Below are 18,231 nucleotides of genomic sequence, written 5' to 3'. Positions count from 1 at the left end.
TACTGTCTTCGTGAGGCGATATCGGTTAAAGACATGCCGAATTGCACTCCGGGGCAGTATGCCATTTTGCGATGAAACGCAACATAAGCAATGCGCCGTTTAAGCTGATGGATGAAGAACGAGCTTCTGCATTACCAGCTTCGGGCGCGGTTAAAGTGAGTTGTTGGATTCTGCTCTGAGCCGAAGAGGACCGAGACAGAAGGGACGATCGCAGGTGATTCTTTTTTGATAATATCAGTGGCGCGAACCTCGAGGTTTCGACTCGTTCCTGGTATTGCAAGAATATTTCCGCTGCAAGCGGTCTGTCTCCTTTCAGAAAGCGCGTCGTTGGACGTTTTTTCTAACTTTTCGGGACCTTTTTAGTGGGAAACTAAAAGGTTTTTTTGTTTTGTTTGAAATGAAAAGGAGAAAGGAGCCATACAAGAATGGCAAACAAACAGGCGTTAAACATCGTGAAAATGAAAAAATACAAACAGGACGGAATTCCGCTCAGCATGATTACGGCGTACGATTATCCGACCGCCCTGCTTGCGGAAGAAGCGGGAATCGATCTTATTCTCGTTGGCGATTCATTGGGAAACGTCGTCCTTGGATACGACTCTACCTTACCCGTCACGCTGGACGATATGGTGTATCATACCCGCTCGGTTGTCCGCGGAGCCTCCCATACGTTTATCGTGGCCGACATGCCGTTCATGACGTATCACGGCAGCGTGGACGAGACGTTGAAGGGCGTGCGCAGGCTGATGCAGGAAGGCCATGCTCATGCCGTGAAGCTCGAGGGCGGACTCGAAATCGCAGATACGGTTAGAGCCGTCGTTCAGGCCGGTGTGCCTGTGCTCGGTCATATCGGCTTGACCCCGCAATCGGTCAACCAAATCGGCGGATATCGCATTCAAGGCAAGGATGCTGCGGACGCGAAACGTCTGATGGATGAGGCAAAGGCGTTGGAAGCGGCCGGCGCCTTCGGCATTGTGCTGGAACTTGTCACCGAAGAAGTCGCGAGAGCGATTTCGCAGGAACTTTCCATTCCGACGATCGGCATCGGTGCGGGCAGAGGCTGCGATGGCCAGGTGCTTGTATTCCATGACGTGGTTCAATACGCGTCTCCTTATATGCCGAAGCGGTTCGTGAAAACCTATGGAGACGTTGGAACGCTTATTCGCAATAGCATCGGAGCTTACGTCAAGGAAGTTAAAGAACGTTCCTTCCCTGCCGAAGAACATGTATTCAATGCTGCCGACGGCGTTGTCGAGCAGTTGTACGGACATCGCAAAGAGAAGGTGGGAAGCAACGCATGAAGGTTATTCGTACAATCGCGGAATTAAGACGCGAGATCGGCTTGATGCGCAAAGCTGTGTTATCCGAAGGAAAAGAACCTATCGTAGGCCTGGTTCCAACGATGGGATACCTGCACGAGGGACACGCCAGCCTGATGCAGGCTGCCAGGGGCCAGAGCGACATCGTGGTGCTGAGCATCTTCGTCAACCCGATTCAGTTCGGTCCCAACGAAGATTTTGACAGCTATCCGCGGGACGAAGAAAGAGATCTGAACACGGCTCAAGCTCAAGGCGTTGATCTGGTGTTCATCCCTTCGGTGGATGAGATGTATCCTCGCCCAACGCAAACGACCGTGTCGGTATCCCGTTTGACGGAGCGCCTGTGCGGCGCTTCCCGTCCGGGTCACTTTGACGGAGTTACGACGGTGGTCTCCAAACTGTTCCATATCGTGCAGCCGGAGCGTGCATTTTTCGGCATGAAGGATGCGCAGCAGGTTGCGGTTATCCAGCAAATGGTCAATGACCTCAATATGCCGGTTACCGTTGTACCGTGCCCGATCGTGCGTGAGAGCGACGGGTTGGCCCTGAGTTCGCGCAATGTTTACTTGAGCGCAGAGGATCGGCAGGAGGCTTTGGTTCTGTCCAAGGCGCTGCGTTCCGCCGAAGATGCCGTTCGTGCCAAAAAGGACATTACTGCCGGAGATATTCGCCGCATTTTGCGTGAAGAAATCGGCCGTTCACCGAGAGCGGTCATTGATTATGCCGAAATTCAGGCATTTCCAAGTCTGGAACCTCTTGCGGATGAGGCGCTAGTCCATGGCAGGGACGATCTCTTGATCGCGCTCGCCGTAAAGTTCGGCAAAACCAGACTGATCGACAATACCATGCTGCAAACTACGGAGGTGCCATCTCATGTTTAGAACACTCATGAAATCGAAAATCCATCGGGCGACCGTAACGGAAGCCAATTTGAATTATGTGGGCAGCATTACCATCGATGAGGATTTAATGGAAACGTCAGATCTGATGGAGAATGAGAAGGTACAGATCGTCAACAATAACAATGGCGCTCGCCTGGAAACGTATGTGATTCCTGGTCCGCGCGGCAGCGGCGTAATCTGTTTGAACGGTGCGGCGGCGCGCCTGGTACAGCCGGGCGACACGGTCATTATCATTTCATATGCAATGATGTCCCAGGAAGAAGCAAACGTTCACCAGCCTACGGTTGTCTTCGTCGACGAGCATAACCGACCTGTACAAACGTCTAAAAAGGAAGTTCACGCCACGGTGATGTAATCGGCTGGGAACGAGAATGAAAAGGGACCCCCCTGCAAAAAATGAGTACAGGTCACTGCACTAATCCATTTTTTCAAGGGTGGGGATGCAACGATGTTCCAGCATGTTTTCGCGGAAATGAATGACATGTTAGATGAGATTATCAAGCGCTACCCTTCTGCCGAGGGCCTGAAAAAACAGGAATTGCTGCAAAAGTGGAATTTGCTCAAGCGGATGAGTGATAGCGTCATCGACGAATGGCTGATGTTCGAGGAGAAAATGAGCCAGGTTCGCGAGCAGGACATGAGGCCTGCGGCCAAGCTTGAACCGGAACAGGAAGCAGTGACGGCCCTTCCGGAATTGCATTTGGAATGTTTCAGTCGTGGCCAAGGATACTTTAAGCTGCAAATGTACCCGCAAGCGATCATGCAATTTTCCCGTGTGGTGAATGACTATCCCGACAGCGCGCTGGCCCGTTATTATTTGGGGCTTTCGCATATTCATCTCGAGCAGAACGCCGATGCGCAAGAACACCTGCAGCGCATTCTGCATCTGAATGGGTCCCCGAGGCTCAAAGGTCTTGTGTGTAATGCCCTTGGCTGCATCGAAGCCAAACAGGCAAACACCAAGGCAGCACAGATGTTGTTTGCGCAGGCCCTGCAGCATGACCCGACTTTGACCGAACCGCTGTACAATATGGACGCCTGCAGGCGCAGCAGCGGACCAATGCAATATGGAATCAGCTGACGCAAGGCATAGCCCGCAGGGCGTGCCGGCCGGCGAGCGAAAAACGGTGTCCCCTCCTTTGGCATAGCGGATGGGACACCGCTTTTTTGTCAGTTAATTTTCAAAAGCCCTTTTTTTTGCTATGCTGTAACATAGACTGAAATGAAGGGACCGTAAATTGCAATGAAATTTGCCGTTTTGGATTTTGAAACAACCGGCACACAGTCCGACGGCGAGATTATTCAGGTCGGGCTTGCCATAATAGATCATGACTACAGCATTTCTCAAATATACAGTTCGTATGTAAATCCGGAAGTTCCGATCCCGCCGTTCATTACGGGGTTAACGGGAATCACGGACGAAGATGTGGCGGACGCGCCATCATTGGAAGAGATGATGATGGAAATGGTGCCGCTGCTGGATGATGTCGTGCTGGTCGGGCACAACGTCGCCTTTGACTTTCATTTTCTCCAGAACGCGCTGGACCGCTGCGGTTATTTGCCGTTCACCGGCCGCATTCTGGATACGATCGATTTTCTTAAAATCACGTTCCCCTCGCTGAGCTCGTACCAGCTCGGGTACGTCTCGTCCGAGTTCGGCTTTCAACATGATCGTCCGCACCAGGCGGATAGCGATGCATTGGCTACGGCATACGTGCTGTTAAAGTGTTTTGACGAGCTGCGTGAATTGCCGCTCATTACGATCCAGCGCCTGAGCGACCTTTTTGCCCCCGAGGACAGCGATCTGGGGTGGTTTTTTGACGGGCTGCGCATGGAAAAGGAAGCCGAGCCCATTCAAGATTTGGATGGACATACCTATTATCGCCAACTCGCGCTCAATGTAAGCGATTGGACCGAAATCGGCGCGCCTCGCGACGAGAAGGACGGTAATCCGCTGGCAGGCATCAGCTTTGAGCAATATATGGAGCAGGTTCGGAGCAACCTGCAGAATACGCTGGAGCATTATGAAGAACGCGAGGCGCAGACCCAGATGTTCAGCAGCGTCCGGCAAGCCCTGAGCGAGGATAAACACCTGCTCATCGAAGCCGGAACGGGCACGGGGAAATCGCTCGGTTACCTGCTGCCAGCCATCTATGAGAGCGTGAAGCAGGAACAAAAGGTAATGGTCAGCACGCATACGATCAACCTGCAGGAACAGCTGCGGGAGCGGGATATTCCTCTTTTGACCCAAGTTGTGCCTTTTCCTTTTAAAGCTGCGGTATTTAAAGGACGAGGACACTACCTGTGCCTGCGCAAATTCGAGCACAAGATTAACGGCCGCGAATTTTCGACGCCGAAGGAAGATTATTTTACCGCGGCGCAGATGATCGTCTGGCTTACCCAGACCGAGACCGGGGACGACGAGGAACTGAATCTCAGCGGCCGCGGCGGGGACTTCTGGGAGACGGTGCAGAGCGAATCGGAATCCTGTCTGGGGCGCTCCTGTCCTTGGTTCCGCAAATGTTATTATCACCGGGCCAAGCATGAAGCAGGCTTATCGGACATCGTCATCACGAACCATTCGAAGCTGTTTACCGACGTAAAGGCCAGCCATCAGCTGCTGCCGTCCTACGAGAGCCTTGTCATCGACGAGGCCCATCACTTGGAAGATGTAGCAGGAAAACATCTTGGACTTCATATGAAATATTTCACATTGGTGCATACGTTAACGCGTTTGTTCAAAGACAGCCGCAACGGACAGCTTCCGCTGCTGCGTTCTCAGCTGTCGGGACATGAACGTTCCGTCGAATGGGGATCGGCCATTGACCAGATGTTCCCGATTGCGCTGGAAGCCAAAGAAATATGGGATCGGCTCAGCGAGGCGCTGTTTAACCTGCTGCCGGAACGGACCGACGCTTCTCCGGGAGAGACGGGACAATTTTCCCTGCGTTTGAAGAGCACGCAGAAGCCGGCCAAGTGGGAGGAATTGCAGAACGAGGAGAATCAGCTTTACGTCACGCTTGGCGATCTCATTCGCAAGGGAGACAAGCTGATGCTCGAGCTGAAAGAGGATCAGGACGACTATCAGTCGGACAGCTTGATCACGGACATTACGGGCTTGTTCAAAGACCTTTCCACGCTGCGCGAAAACCTGCGCTTCTTCATGCGAATGGACGATGCTGCCACGGTGTATTGGATGGAAGCAAGCGGCCAGTTCCGCAGCAAATCGCTGCAATTGTATGCCGTTCCCGTGGACGTGAGCGCGCAGCTGAAGGAAATGTTTTTCGATAAAAAAAGAAGCGTCGTGCTTACGTCTGCCACACTGTCCGTGGATAAGTCGTTTCAATTCATGATTGACCAGCTTGGCCTGCAGGAAGCCGCGGAGCATGATCGTTTGCTCACGGCGATGCTGCCGTCTCCGTTCCGCTACCGCGATCAGGCGCTGCTGGTGATACCGCGCGATTTCCCGAGCGTGAAAGGGTCGATCGGGGACGCGCATTTCGTGGACATGCTGGTACGATCGTTGGCCGAGACGGCCATCGCTACGCGCGGGCGCATGATGGTGCTGTTTACGTCTTACCGCATGCTGCGCCAAGTGTATGACCCGCTTAAGGAAGCATTGTCCGGAAACGAAATCTCCTTGCTCGGTCAGGGCGTGGACAGCGGCAGCCGGTCCAAGCTCACCCGCAGGTTCCAAGACGCCAAAGCGACGGTGCTTCTCGGGACGAGCAGTTTTTGGGAAGGCGTGGACATACCTGGGGATGCATTGACATGTCTGGCTATTGTCAGGTTACCGTTCCAGCCGCCGAATCATCCGCTCCTGGAAGCCAAAAGTGAATTATTGCAGCAGCAGAAAAAAAACCCGTTCATGAAGCTGTCTGTGCCTCAGGCGGTCATTCGTTTCAAGCAAGGATTCGGAAGGCTGGTTCGCACAGCCAAGGATCGCGGCGTTGTTATCGTATACGATACGCGGGTGATCGAATCATATTACGGAAAATACTTTTTATATTCCTTGCCTGGGCCAAAAATGGAACACATGCTGACCGAGCAAATGGTTCCGCGCATCAGCGAATGGCTCGAACAAGACGTTGAACAAACCTAATTCAGGTAGAAACGACAGAACATTTTTCGGCAATGTTGCGAAACGCCTGCAAAAGGCGGTACACTTGTTGAGATTACATGGCTGCGGGTTGATACGTTAAAGAAGTACATCAAATATAAGGCGGCATCCTTCCTCTAAAATGATTCGAATTAGAGTACACGGCGGGATGCCTCCCTTTTCATCTATTTATCGCGCTTTGGCAAGGAGGAGCAAAAAAAACATGAAATCAGATAAAATTTCGGAAGCCGTCGTGAGGCGGTTGCCGGTATATCTGCGTTATTTGAGTGAATTGCACCAACGTGAGGTAACGACGGTTTCTTCGCAGGAGCTGGGACAGCGCCTGGACCTCAATCCGGCCCAGATCCGCAAGGATTTGGCCTATTTCGGCGATTTTGGCCGCAAGGGCATCGGGTATGACGTATCGTATCTCATTGAGAAAATCCGCCATATCCTGAAGATCGACCAGCAAATCAATGTTGCGTTGGTAGGAGCCGGTAACCTGGGTCATGCCTTGTCCAACTATAATGCTTACTTGAAGGACAACATGAAAATCGTGGCTGTATTCGATGCGTATGAACCCAAGATCGGCACCCAAATCAACAGCTTGAAAGTGCAAGCGATGAATGAGCTGACGGAATCGGTCAGAAACCTTAATATTCGCATCGGCATCATCACCGTCCCCGATACCGAAGCGCAGAATGTGGCCGACCGGTTGATCGAATCCGGGATCGAAGCCATCCTGAATTTTGCGCCAACCATCTTGAAAACCCCGCCGCATGTTCGTATTCATAATGCGGACTTTACGACGGATTTGCTAAGCCTTGCGTATTATTTGGAAAATGGAAAGGACGACGAGCAGGATGACGACAAATAAATGGGTTATACACAACGGCAAATTCGCCGTAAACAAAGGTTTGGAATGGAACGTGGTTCAAGGATACATGGTGGTGGAAGACGACAAAATTCAGTATATCGGCGAATCCTTGCCGGCAGAAGATGAAAGCCTGCCGAAAGTGGACGGAAAAGGATTGCTCTTTCTGCCAGGTTTGATCAATACGCACGGACATGCCGCCATGTCGCTGCTGAGAGGCCACGGGGATGATCTGGCGCTGCAGGTATGGCTGCAGGAGAAAATGTGGCCGATGGAGGCGAAAATGACGTCTGAGGACGTTTATTGGGGGGCGTCCTTGTCGGTGCTTGAGATGCTCAAAGGAGGAACGACGGCTTTTTTGGACATGTATGATCACATGGATCAGGTTGCCAAAGTCGTGGAGCAATCCGGCATTCGTGCAGCGCTCGCTCGCGGCGTCATCGGTCTTTGCTCCGAAGAGGAACAGAAGCACAAGCTCGGCGAAGCGGCTGCGTTTGCCCGCGACTGGAACGGGAAGGCAAATGGACGGATTACTGCCGTAATGTCTCCGCATGCGCCTTATACGTGCCCTCCGGATTACATAGAAAAGTTTGTGCAGGTTGCCCATGATCTGAATTTGCCGCTTCATACCCATATGTCCGAAACGCTGCGCGAAGTGGAACAGAACGTGACCGATTACGGTCTGCGTCCTGTAGCGCACTTGGAGAAGCTTGGCTTTTTCTCGCGGCCTTGCCTCGTGGCTCATGCCGTGCATTTAAACGATGAGGAAATCGAGATTTTGGCTCGCCATAACGTTGCAGTATCTCATAATCCGGGCAGCAATCTGAAGCTGGCTTCCGGCATTGCGCGAGTTCCTGAGCTGCTGAAAGCGGGCGTGACCGTTTCTTTGGGAACAGACGGACCGGCGAGCAATAACAATTTGGACATGTTTGAAGAGATGCGTCTGGCGGCATTGATTCATAAAGGCGTGTCCGGTGATCCGACTGCGGTTCCGGCCGGCGAAGCGCTTCTGCTTGGAACGGCATACGGAGCACGCTCGATTTTCCTCGACAATACCGGCTTGCTTGAAGCGGGAATGAAGGCGGATTTCATCGGGGTCAACATAGACCAGCCTCATCTGTACCCGCATACCGATCTGATTTCCCATGCCATTTATTCGGCGTCGGCCAAAGACGTGGAGCATGTGTGGGTAGATGGCAAACAAGTGGTGAAACATGGCGAGTGCCTGACGATGGACGAGGAACGCATTTTGCGTGAAGCTCAATCGGCGTTTGAGGGCCTGCTCGCCCGTTAATTTCTCATGGGCGCAGCCTCATCAGGGAAAGGGAGTTCGGCTTTTGAAGAAAAAGAAAAAGAAAAAGTGGATATGGATATCGCTGCTGATCCTGATCGTGGCGTTGATTGTATTGCAGCGCTATTACGTCTATGTGACCAAGGACCAGCGCAATCAGGAGGCGCTCGCCCTGCAGGCCGCCCAGCAGCAGCTGGAGCTGACGTCCTACGATAATTTTCAAAAATTCGTATGGGGACAGAAAGAGGGCGAAGACAGCATCTATTGGACGCTGAGCGGCACCAATAAGGATAACCAGGACGTCATTGTGTGGGTCAAGTTCGACGAGACGGGGAAACCGTTGTCCGGGGCGGGGGCAGTGCATAGCGAGCTGCTGCAGAACGGAATGTCCGAAGCTCAAATTCGCCAAAGATTCGCTTCCGAAGTCCCGAATGGCGAAATCAAGCGAATCCTGCCTGGCGTCGTGAACGGAATTTATGTATGGCAAGTTTATTATCATGATGATACACACAGTTATTATCGTTTCTATCGTTTTAGCAATGGGGAGCAAGTGGATCTGGTATATACGATTCCGAACAGCTGACATGCTTACGACCAAACAACCGACAGCGAATGTTGCTGATCGGTTGTTTGCCGTACTTTGATGAAAATTTTGGATTTAAGTAGTTAAAATTAATAAATTCTTCAAATAATCGCCTTCGAAATCGTATATACGATGTGATATACTCAGATATGTACTTGTTGTGCAAATTCGAATGACGGAAATGCTGGAATTTTAGCAAGATGCACGTGCTTGTCGGCTTGCAGCATTTCCGCAGATGACTATACAACGCCCTGTATGGATTCATGCGGGCTAATTTTGGAGGGGAAGCACACTTGAAGTTAAAAGTATTGCCTATTGCTTTAACTGTCGTGATTTCAGCCGTCGTATTGTTTGGAGGTTGGTTTGCATATCGTCAGGTTGCCGTGCATAACCCCATTGAAAAAATGGTGACCCAGTATGACGGGGTCAAAGACGCTCAAATAACCATTAACCGCAATGACGTGTTGTTGAAACTTGATTTGCAGCCGGATGTCGATCTGGGCAAGCTGGTTCAATATATTCATAAAAAAGGACAAACCTTAATCGGTTCACGTTCCATCAAACTGGACGTCGTCGACCGTTCCAACGAAACGCTTGACAACTGGTGGGGAGAGGCGTTGTTCACCGTGGCTCAGGCTATGGAAAACAAACAGTATGCTGAAATTACGCCAACGCTAAGCAAGATGGCTACAGGCGGCATTAAGGTCAATACAGCGATGGACGATAAAAACGTATACGTTAGCCTCAGGGACGGAAATGCGAGCAAGTTTGTCATTTTGCCGCGTGTTCCGGGACAGATAGGAGTGTGGCCGAATGCCTAAATGGACAAAGGAAATTATCATTGGATTCATACCCGTGTTGCTGATTTTTCTCGCATTTATAGGGTTTAATATCATTCCCGTTCTCATTGCAGGTTTGCTGGTCGGAGCGCTGATTCTGACGATGCAAATGCGCGGAGGAATCACGGTTGGAGCCGGGCAAGAGCGCAAACGCAAGAAAAAAGGGCCTTCCAAGCTCACCTTTGAGGAAATCGGTGGTCAGGACAGCGCCAAACAAGAGCTGCGCGAAGCACTGGACTTTTTGATTCGTCACGAGGAGATTCGGAAGTTCGGCATTCGGCCGTTGAAGGGCATTTTGTTGACAGGGCCTCCGGGAACGGGCAAAACGCTGATGGCCAAAGCGGCGGCTCACTATACGGATTCCGTGTTCGTAGCAGCATCGGGCAGTGAGTTCGTTGAGATGTACGTTGGCGTCGGCGCCGGCAGAATACGTGATTTGTTCCGTGAAGCAAAAACGCGTGCTGCCAAAGAAAACAAGGAAAATGCCATTATTTTCATTGATGAGATCGACGTCATTGGCGGCAAACGCGAAGGCGGCCAGCAACGCGAATACGACCAGACGCTCAACCAGCTGTTGACCGAGATGGACGGGATTTATTCCTCCGACACGCCGCGCATTTTGCTGATTGCAGCTACCAACCGCAAGGAGATGCTTGACAGTGCGCTCACGCGTCCTGGACGCTTCGACCGTCACATTCAGGTTGATCTGCCCGACAAGAAGGGACGGAAGCACATTCTGGAATTGCACGCGGCCAACAAGCCGTTGACAGAGGATGTGGACCTTGAGAAAACGGCCGAGGAGTCGTACGGATTTTCGGGAGCCCAGTTGGAAAGTGTCATGAACGAAGCGGCCATTTATGCGATGCGCGAAGGATTGCCGCTGATCGAACAGCGTCACCTGTCCTTGGCGATCGATAAGGTCATGATGGGCGAAAAGACCGACCGCGAGTCCACGGTGGAAGAGAAGAAACGGGTCGCCATTCACGAATTGGGCCATGCTATTATGGCCGAACTGGTACGGCCGGGAAGTGTCAGCCAGGTGGCCTTGAGTCCTCGCGGACAGGCTCTTGGATATGTGCGGCACAATCCTCAGCAGGAGCAATTCCTGTATACGAAACGTTTTTTGGAAGAACAGATCATGATTGCGCTTGGCGGCGCAGCTGCCGAAGAGATGTATTATGGCGGCCGCAGTACGGGATCGCGCAATGACTTCGAGCAGGCAACCAACGTCGTGCAGACGATGATGTCTTCCGGGTTGACGTCGCTGGGCATCGTCAACATGGACATGGTGACGACCGAAGAGCTGATGCGGGAAAATAAAGAGATTCTGCAGGCCCTGATGGATGAGACGAAACGCTTGCTTGAAGAACAGAGACCGATCTTCGACAACTCCCTGGATATCCTCATGAAGGAGGAAGTTTTGTCAGGGGAGCAATTTCGTTGTCAATTTCGTGACAACGCCCTTTTACCGGCATAATTTGTGTATGCCGGTTATTTTTTTTTACTTTTTACTCGTGCTAAGATATTATTAGTTGTTGGGTCGAAATTTGTAATTTTCGGCGAACAGGGTACAATAGAGAAATAGAGAAGCGAAAGGATGGAGCAGAAACCATGTTTTTCAAAAAAATAGGAGTTGTCGGCGGCGGCACGATGGGGCAAGGGATTTCCCAAATGCTCGCAGCCAAAGGACTGGATGTGCTTCTGGTAGAAAAAACGGCGGAGAAGCTGGATCATGCCTACGACATGATCGAGACGAACCTCGATAAACAACTGGAGAAATGGGCCATTACGAAGGCCGAGAAAAAATTGATTCTCTCCCGGATTACCAAGGTAGCGCACTTGGCCGAGCTGGGTTCTTGCGATATGGTGATCGAAACGGTTTCCGAGGATCTCGAAGCCAAAAAGGCTGTATTCAGCAAACTGGACGAAGTTTGTCCTGCAAACGTCATTCTTGCAAGCAACACATCCACGCTGAGTTTGACCGAGCTAGCCAGCTCGACCAAATATCCGGAGCGTGTTATTGGCATGCACTTCATTCACCCGGTATCCCGGGTTGATCTTGTAGAACTTATTCGCGGGTTGAAAACTTCGGACGGCACCTTTGACGAAACCAGAAGGTTCGTTGAAGAGGTCCTGGACAAAAAAGGCGTCATGATCTATGAATCCCCTGGATTCGTTACTTCCCGCCTGATCTGCCTTCTGATTAACGAAGCGCTGCACGTTCTGCAGGAAGGCGTCGCTTCCGCAGAGGACATCGATGACGCGATGCGCATCGGATACAACTTCCAGCATGGACCGCTCGAAATGGCCGATCGTTTCGGTTTGGATTCCGTTGAAGCGGCTCTGGAAAGAATGTTCCGCGAATTCGGCGAACTGAAATATCGTCCTTCCACCGTGCTCAAAAAAATGGTACGCGCCGGACATCTCGGCGTGAAAACGGGCGAAGGTTTCTTCAAGTACGACAAGGATGGTGACCGGCTGTGAAATTACTCGTAATCAATGCGGGAAGTTCCTCGCTTAAATATCAATTGTACGACATGACGGATGAATCCGTATTGGCCAAAGGACTCGTTGAACGGATCGGCATGGATTCTTCGATCCTGACCCATAAACCGACAGGTTTCGAGGACGTAACGGAAGTCAGCGAAATTTTGGAACACACCACGGCGATCCGCAAAGTTATCGACATGCTTACCCATGCGGAATACGGCGTCCTGAAATCGGTCGAAGAGATCGAAGCCGTCGGCCACCGCGTCGTTCACGGCGGGGAAGCGTTCAAGGCATCCGCGCTGGTTGATTCTGAAGCGAAGTCCGAGATTCGCCGTTTGTTCGATCTGGCGCCGCTGCACAACCCGGCTGCCATGATGGGGATTCGCGCGGCTGAAACGAACATGCCTGGCGTTCCGCAAGTCATGGTATTCGATACGGCGTTCCACCAAACGATGCCTGAAAAGGCTTATTTGTATGCCATTCCGCGCGTGCTTTACAAAAAATACAAAGTTCGTCGCTACGGTGCCCATGGTACTTCCCATGATTACGTAAGCAAGACTGCGGCGGAATATCTGAACCGTCCGCTGGAAGATCTGAAAATCATCACTTGCCATATCGGTAACGGCGGCAGCGTAACAGCGGTTAAAGGCGGGGTTTCCGTGGATACATCGATGGGGATGACACCGCTGGAAGGCTTGATGATGGGAACGCGCAGCGGTGACCTTGATCCGGCGATCGTTCCATACGTCATGAACAAGGAAGAATTGAGCGTAAGCGAAGTCAGCTCCATGTTGAACAAACATAGCGGTTTGCTTGCCATTTCCGGCATCAGCAGCGACATGCGCGAAATTACGGAAGGCATGGAAAACGGGGATGCCAATTCCACGCTCGCTTTCGAAATGTACGAGTACCGTCTGCGCAAATACATCGGTTCTTATGCCGCTGCAATGAATGGCGTCGACGTCATCGTCTTTACGGCCGGAGTCGGGGAAAACTCCGTGGTGCTGCGTCAGAAAGTATGTGAGCAGCTGACATATCTGGGCGTTGAGCTGGATGAAGCATTGAATGCCATCCGTTCGGGCGAACCTCGCCGAATCACGACTGCAAACTCCAAAGTGGAAGTTTTGGTTATTCCGACCAATGAAGAATTGGTGATTGCGAGAGATACGCATCGAATCGTATTGAATTCCAAGTAATTGGATTGTAAAGTGGATATAGCAGCATCAGGAAGTGCAGGGGCAGGCAAACGCCTGCCTGCTGCATTTTCAAATTCAGGAATCAAGGAGAGATATGGGCATGACTACGAATTGTGTTATTCGTAACGTGAACGAGCATGTGGGCGAAACCGTAACGATCGGTGCCTGGATCAACAACAAACGCTCCAGCGGCAAAATCCAGTTTTTGCAACTGCGCGATGGAACCGGATATATTCAAGGGGTCGTTGTCAAAAGCGAAGTTAGCGAACAACTCTGGAACGACGCTAAAAGCTTGACGCAAGAGAGCTCCTTGTACGTGACCGGCATTATTCGCGAAGAGCCGCGCAGCAATTCCGGCTATGAGATGACGGTAACGGGCATCGAGATCATCCATTTGACCGAAAACTATCCAATCACGCCGAAGGAGCACGGGGTCGATTTTCTGATGGATCATCGCCATCTGTGGCTGCGTTCCCCGAAACAACGCGCGATCATGATCGTCCGCGCCGAAATCGTGCGCGCTGTTCAGCAGTTTTTTGATGATAACGGATTCACTTTGGTTGATCCTCCGATCCTGACACCTTCGTCCGCGGAAGGAACGACGAACCTGTTCCACATCAAATATTTCGACGAGGATGCTTATTTGACGCAAAGCGGTCAGCTTTACATGGAAGCGGCTGCGATGGCACTCGGCAAAGTGTATTCGTTCGGGCCGACATTCCGTGCCGAAAAATCGAAAACGCGCCGCCATCTGATCGAGTTCTGGATGATCGAGCCGGAAATGGCGTTTGTAGATCATGAAGAAAACTTGCGCGTGCAAGAACGTTTCATCGCTCACGTGGTACAGTCCGTGCTGAAAAACTGCCGTACCGAGCTGGAAACGATCGGACGCGACGTATCCAAGCTGGAACGCGTAATCGCTCCGTTCCCGCGCATTACGTATGATGAAGCGATCGAGTTCCTGAACGGACAAGGCTTCGATATTCCTTGGGGAGAAGACTTCGGTGCCCCGCATGAAACGGCGATTGCCGAGAAATATGAAACACCGGTATTCATTACGCATTATCCGGCCGAAATCAAGGCATTCTACATGAAACCGGATCCGAATCGTCCGGAGGTTGTTCTCTGCGCAGACATGATTGCGCCGGAAGGTTATGGCGAGATCATCGGCGGATCGCAGCGGATCGATGACCCTGAACTGATGCAGCAGCGGTTTGAGGAGCATAAATTGTCCGAAGAGGCGTATCAATGGTACATGGATTTGCGCAAATACGGATCGGTTCCGCACTCCGGCTTCGGTCTGGGATTGGAGCGGACGGTAGCTTGGATCTGCGGTTTGGATCATGTGCGTGAGACGATTCCATTCCCGCGCATGCTGTATCGTCTGTACCCTTAATGCTGAACCGTGGCATGATGGGGGAATTCGGCGCCAACGACTGGGTTGACGGCATGGCGTACGGCATGGCATCGGGGACTGTCCCATTACCATACGCACTGCTTCGCTATTACCATCAGTTGGGATTAACGGATGCAGAGGTGCTTCTGCTCGTCCAACTGCTTGGATTCCGCCAAGTGGAATTCAATGCATTCCCAACGCTGGAAGAGCTCGCGCTACGTACGGGACAACCTCCCGAGGGCATCGCGAGAATGCTGCAGCGATTGATGAAGGACGGTTATATCCGCATTGAGGAATATCAGGACGAAGACCGCGACATCCAATATGAGCGTTACGATCTGTACGGCCTGTACGCCAAGCTTGCGGCATGTTTGGCGGAAGAGAGCAGAACAAGCCAAAATGCGCGAAGCTTTGACAACGTACGACTGAATTCGAACAGTGTTCAAATAGAAGAGGAAGAACGCAACATGTTCTCCATTTTCGAGAAGGAGTTTGGTCGTCCCCTCTCCCCGATGGAGTGCGAGACGATCTCGGGCTGGCTGGACCAGGACCGCTATCCGGAAGAGCTGATTTTGATGGCGTTGAAAGAAGCGGTATTTGCAGGGAAGGTTCACTTCCGGTACATCGATCGCATTTTGCTGGAATGGAGCAGGAATCGGGTCAAAACCGCCCAGGACGCCAAAGCGTATACCCAGCGTTTCCGCAGCGGCGGGCGCTAATCCGAGATCCCTTTATAATCGTTAGATTCGTGCACAAACAGGGCCAGGGCATAGTCTGGTCCTGTTTTTTTGTTGCACAGGGAGGGAGTCCCGCCAAAAAGAACGTAAGCTTTTCAGGCAAATGAACAATTTTTTAAAATGGTTTGGTAAAATGTGCAGGGGTGACCGGGACAGATGTCGTCTATACATGTGGAGAAGGAGGGGAGAGTCATTGACGAAGCGCGCTTAATCGAACAAATCCGCCAAGGAGAAACATCCTTGTTTCGTCTTTTGGTCGACAAATACAGCCAGCATGTGTACCATGTGGCCTATTCCGTTCTGCGGAACGACCAGGATGCCCAGGATGCGGCTCAGGAGGCGTTCATTCAGATCTATAAGTCTCTCTCCGACTACCGATCCGAAGGGTTTAAAACCTGGATCACAAGGATCGCCTTCCATAAAGCGATAGATGCCAAACGCAAGCTGAGCAGGCGAATTCCCGAAGAAGCCGGTGGAGACGAACGATTGGCCAGTCTGCCGGGGGGCGAAGAAGACATTCTCTCCCGCCTTGTGCGTGAAGAGCGCAAAGCATTTCTGAGGGAGCGGATCAATCAACTGCCTGCCCAGCATCGGGACATTATCACCGCGTTCTATCTGAGCGAGAAAAATTACGAGCAGATTGCCCACGATGCCCAAGTCGCCGTAAAGACGGTGGAATCGCGTTTATACCGGGCGAGGCAGTGGATACGAAATCATTGGAAGGAGGAAGAGTGGCGTGAGTAAAGAGGTATTTGGAGCCCATGAATGGTCGGATTATATCGAAAACCGTTTGAAGGCTGATCAGATGGAACGCATGGAGCAGGCTTTGCTGGATGATCCGCAAGCGATGGAACACTATCTCGGAGCGCTGGATCGCCAGCAACAGCGACCTAGCCTTGCCGATCCCGCCCAATTTGCCGAGAACGTCATGGACCGAATTGGGGAGTTGGAATCGGCCAAACAGAAGCGCGTTTCCCGATCAAACCGTCGTCGGCGCTTACTGGAGCACAAGGTATTTCATTATGCGGTTGCTGCATGCCTGACACTAATCTTCCTCTCATCCGGAGTCTTTGACAGAATGGCCCCTTACCATAAGTTCCAGACTGAACACGGGAGCTCTTTCACAGAAAAATGGACGGAGGCGGCCACGTCGTGGCTGGATCGCCTCAAGCCCAAACCATAAACATTATCGCATTGCCTGAAAAGAAAGGATGACGACTGTGCAACCTGAACGCAGCAGATTACTCGCTTTTTTGTTTAATTTCATTCCGGGACTCGGCTTTTTATATTGGAGGCGTCCAGTAAAAGCCGCGATCTATCCGCTACTCTTTTTTGGAACATTGGTCGGTTCCTTCATGCTGGCCATCGTGTCACATGACGGGGGAGTAGTGATGCTTGCTGGCTGCATTGCGGCCGCGTTCTTCTGGGGCATCAACATGCTGGATATGTTGATCGTATTATTGCGTACGCCGGCCCGACATCATGCCTATCTGAACACATATCCCGGAGCTTATGCGGGAAACATGGGGGGCATGGATCCTGACGGAATGTACCACCAGCATGAGGGTGAAGCGGATTACCTTCATGCGGAAGCCCTGTACACACAACAGCCTATGTATCGCAAAGGCAGCGAGGGAGAGCGTTTTTTCACGATTCTGCTCTCGTTTATCCCGGGATTGGGCCATCTGCACCTGGGACTGCTGCACCGCGGTCTATCGTTCCTGATCGCCTTTTTCGGATCGTTCGCGATGATGGTTTTCGTCGCCTCGATCATCGACGAATCCATTTTAATGTTCCTGCTTGTCTTGCCTGTTATTTGGGTGTATTGCATGTTCGATGCCGTGCAGCACGTGCACCGCAAACAGGCCGGAGAGGTGCTGCAGGACCGCACATTGTTCGAGGAGCTCGAAATGGGACGGGATTCCGGGCGGCGCAGCAAGGTGCTGGCAACGCTGCTATCGGCTTTTCCCGGCGCAGGGCATTTGTACCTTGGCTTGCAAAAAAGAGGCATACAGCTGATGTTCCTGTTCCTTGGAAGCATTTATGTCCTGGACCTGCTCAGGCTCTCGGTTTTCCTGTTCATGATTCCGCTGATCTGGTTCTACAGCTTCTTCGACGGACTTCAGTGTTCCAGCCGTTATGGGCGTGAGCCTTTGAATGATCAGCCGATATTGAAGGATTGGGTGCGGCACCAGCGGCTGATTGGATTTGGAATCGTGCTGATGGGAGCCTATTACCTTACGATCCGGTTAATTATTCCACAGCTGAATGAACTGTTCCCCGATTTCTTCGTAACCTATGAGATCAATTCCTACATTAACACGATTATCGTCTCTTTGCTTCTGATTGGAGGAGGGCTGAAGCTTTTGTTCGGCAAGCAGCGTTCCTCCAGTGGATCAAGCGCAGGGGATCATGATTCGGATTCCTTGTTCTTGTTCAAGGATCGGCAGGATCGGTATTAAGCAAAAACACGCCTCGCGCTGGGTAAATCCAGCCGCAGGCGTG

Annotated in this window: 17 protein-coding genes; all 17 read left to right on the top strand. The window is 51.7% G+C overall.

Translation table 11 applies throughout. The features are described from left to right. Positions 1-425 precede the first annotated feature (425 nt). The 17 genes from panB to RSX24_RS13765 all read left to right on the top strand — a co-directional run bounded on the left by panB (position 426) and on the right by RSX24_RS13765 (position 18,188). Entirely contained in the window at positions 426-1,301 is an 876-nt protein-coding gene (gene panB, locus RSX24_RS13845; protein WP_236419728.1) for a 3-methyl-2-oxobutanoate hydroxymethyltransferase, read from the top strand. Beyond that, on the top strand, positions 1,298-2,200 hold the full coding sequence (panC, locus tag RSX24_RS13840) for a pantoate--beta-alanine ligase (protein ID WP_339273209.1): 903 nt from the start codon (positions 1,298-1,300) through the stop codon (positions 2,198-2,200). Before panB ends, panC begins: the two co-directional genes overlap by 4 nt. Then, positions 2,193-2,576, top strand: a complete 384-nt coding sequence (gene panD, locus RSX24_RS13835) for an aspartate 1-decarboxylase (RefSeq protein ID WP_236419724.1) — start codon at positions 2,193-2,195, stop codon at positions 2,574-2,576. Before panC ends, panD begins: the two co-directional genes overlap by 8 nt. 93 nt (positions 2,577-2,669) lie before the next feature. Further along, positions 2,670-3,302, top strand: coding sequence for a tetratricopeptide repeat protein (locus tag RSX24_RS13830; RefSeq protein ID WP_339273206.1), 633 nt, complete (start codon positions 2,670-2,672; stop codon positions 3,300-3,302). 162 nt (positions 3,303-3,464) lie between these two features. After that, positions 3,465-6,323 (top strand): ATP-dependent DNA helicase DinG, encoded by a 2,859-nt coding sequence (gene dinG / locus RSX24_RS13825; protein WP_236419720.1) that lies wholly within the window; start codon positions 3,465-3,467, stop codon positions 6,321-6,323. A 166-nt stretch (positions 6,324-6,489) separates the two neighbouring features. Further along, positions 6,490-7,197: a redox-sensing transcriptional repressor Rex gene (locus RSX24_RS13820; RefSeq protein ID WP_290371477.1), complete on the top strand. Its 708-nt coding sequence runs from the start codon at positions 6,490-6,492 to the stop codon at positions 7,195-7,197. Further along, positions 7,184-8,488, top strand: a complete 1,305-nt coding sequence (locus tag RSX24_RS13815; RefSeq protein ID WP_343260947.1) for an amidohydrolase — start codon at positions 7,184-7,186, stop codon at positions 8,486-8,488. The genes RSX24_RS13820 and RSX24_RS13815 overlap by 14 nt, the downstream gene beginning before the upstream one ends. A 43-nt stretch (positions 8,489-8,531) precedes the next feature. Then, positions 8,532-9,068, top strand: a complete 537-nt coding sequence (locus RSX24_RS13810; protein WP_236419714.1) for a cell wall elongation regulator TseB-like domain-containing protein — start codon at positions 8,532-8,534, stop codon at positions 9,066-9,068. A 293-nt stretch (positions 9,069-9,361) separates the two neighbouring features. Next, complete coding sequence (locus RSX24_RS13805) at positions 9,362-9,889, top strand: hypothetical protein (RefSeq protein WP_343260946.1); 528 nt, start codon at positions 9,362-9,364, stop codon at positions 9,887-9,889. Next, on the top strand, positions 9,882-11,384 hold the full coding sequence (locus tag RSX24_RS13800) for an AAA family ATPase (RefSeq protein WP_343260945.1): 1,503 nt from the start codon (positions 9,882-9,884) through the stop codon (positions 11,382-11,384). Before RSX24_RS13805 ends, RSX24_RS13800 begins: the two co-directional genes overlap by 8 nt. 134 nt (positions 11,385-11,518) lie before the next feature. Then, on the top strand, positions 11,519-12,391 hold the full coding sequence (locus tag RSX24_RS13795) for a 3-hydroxyacyl-CoA dehydrogenase family protein (protein WP_339273196.1): 873 nt from the start codon (positions 11,519-11,521) through the stop codon (positions 12,389-12,391). Next, positions 12,388-13,593 (top strand): acetate/propionate family kinase, encoded by a 1,206-nt coding sequence (locus RSX24_RS13790; protein ID WP_236419706.1) that lies wholly within the window; start codon positions 12,388-12,390, stop codon positions 13,591-13,593. Before RSX24_RS13795 ends, RSX24_RS13790 begins: the two co-directional genes overlap by 4 nt. A 100-nt stretch (positions 13,594-13,693) precedes the next feature. Continuing rightward, positions 13,694-14,989 carry an asparagine--tRNA ligase gene (asnS, locus tag RSX24_RS13785; protein WP_236419703.1) on the top strand — a complete coding sequence of 432 codons (1,296 nt, stop codon included), beginning with the start codon at positions 13,694-13,696 and terminating at the stop codon, positions 14,987-14,989. Positions 14,990-15,003: 14 nt separating this feature from the next. Next, positions 15,004-15,708 carry a DnaD domain protein gene (locus RSX24_RS13780; RefSeq protein ID WP_343260944.1) on the top strand — a complete coding sequence of 235 codons (705 nt, stop codon included), beginning with the start codon at positions 15,004-15,006 and terminating at the stop codon, positions 15,706-15,708. 174 nt (positions 15,709-15,882) lie between these two features. Further along, positions 15,883-16,470, top strand: coding sequence for an RNA polymerase sigma factor (locus RSX24_RS13775; RefSeq protein WP_236419700.1), 588 nt, complete (start codon positions 15,883-15,885; stop codon positions 16,468-16,470). After that, positions 16,463-16,909 (top strand): hypothetical protein, encoded by a 447-nt coding sequence (locus tag RSX24_RS13770; protein ID WP_236419699.1) that lies wholly within the window; start codon positions 16,463-16,465, stop codon positions 16,907-16,909. Before RSX24_RS13775 ends, RSX24_RS13770 begins: the two co-directional genes overlap by 8 nt. Positions 16,910-16,937: 28 nt before the next feature. Continuing rightward, complete coding sequence (locus RSX24_RS13765; RefSeq protein ID WP_343260943.1) at positions 16,938-18,188, top strand: multi-tm2 domain protein; 1,251 nt, start codon at positions 16,938-16,940, stop codon at positions 18,186-18,188. Positions 18,189-18,231: the final 43 nt, after the last annotated feature.

The sequence above is a fragment of the Paenibacillus hubeiensis genome, assembly GCF_032334105.1.
Classification (GTDB): Bacteria; Bacillota; Bacilli; order Paenibacillales; family Paenibacillaceae; genus Paenibacillus; species Paenibacillus hubeiensis.
Note: the sequence above shows the minus strand (reverse complement) of the source record. Positions and strands in the feature narration are given on the sequence as shown.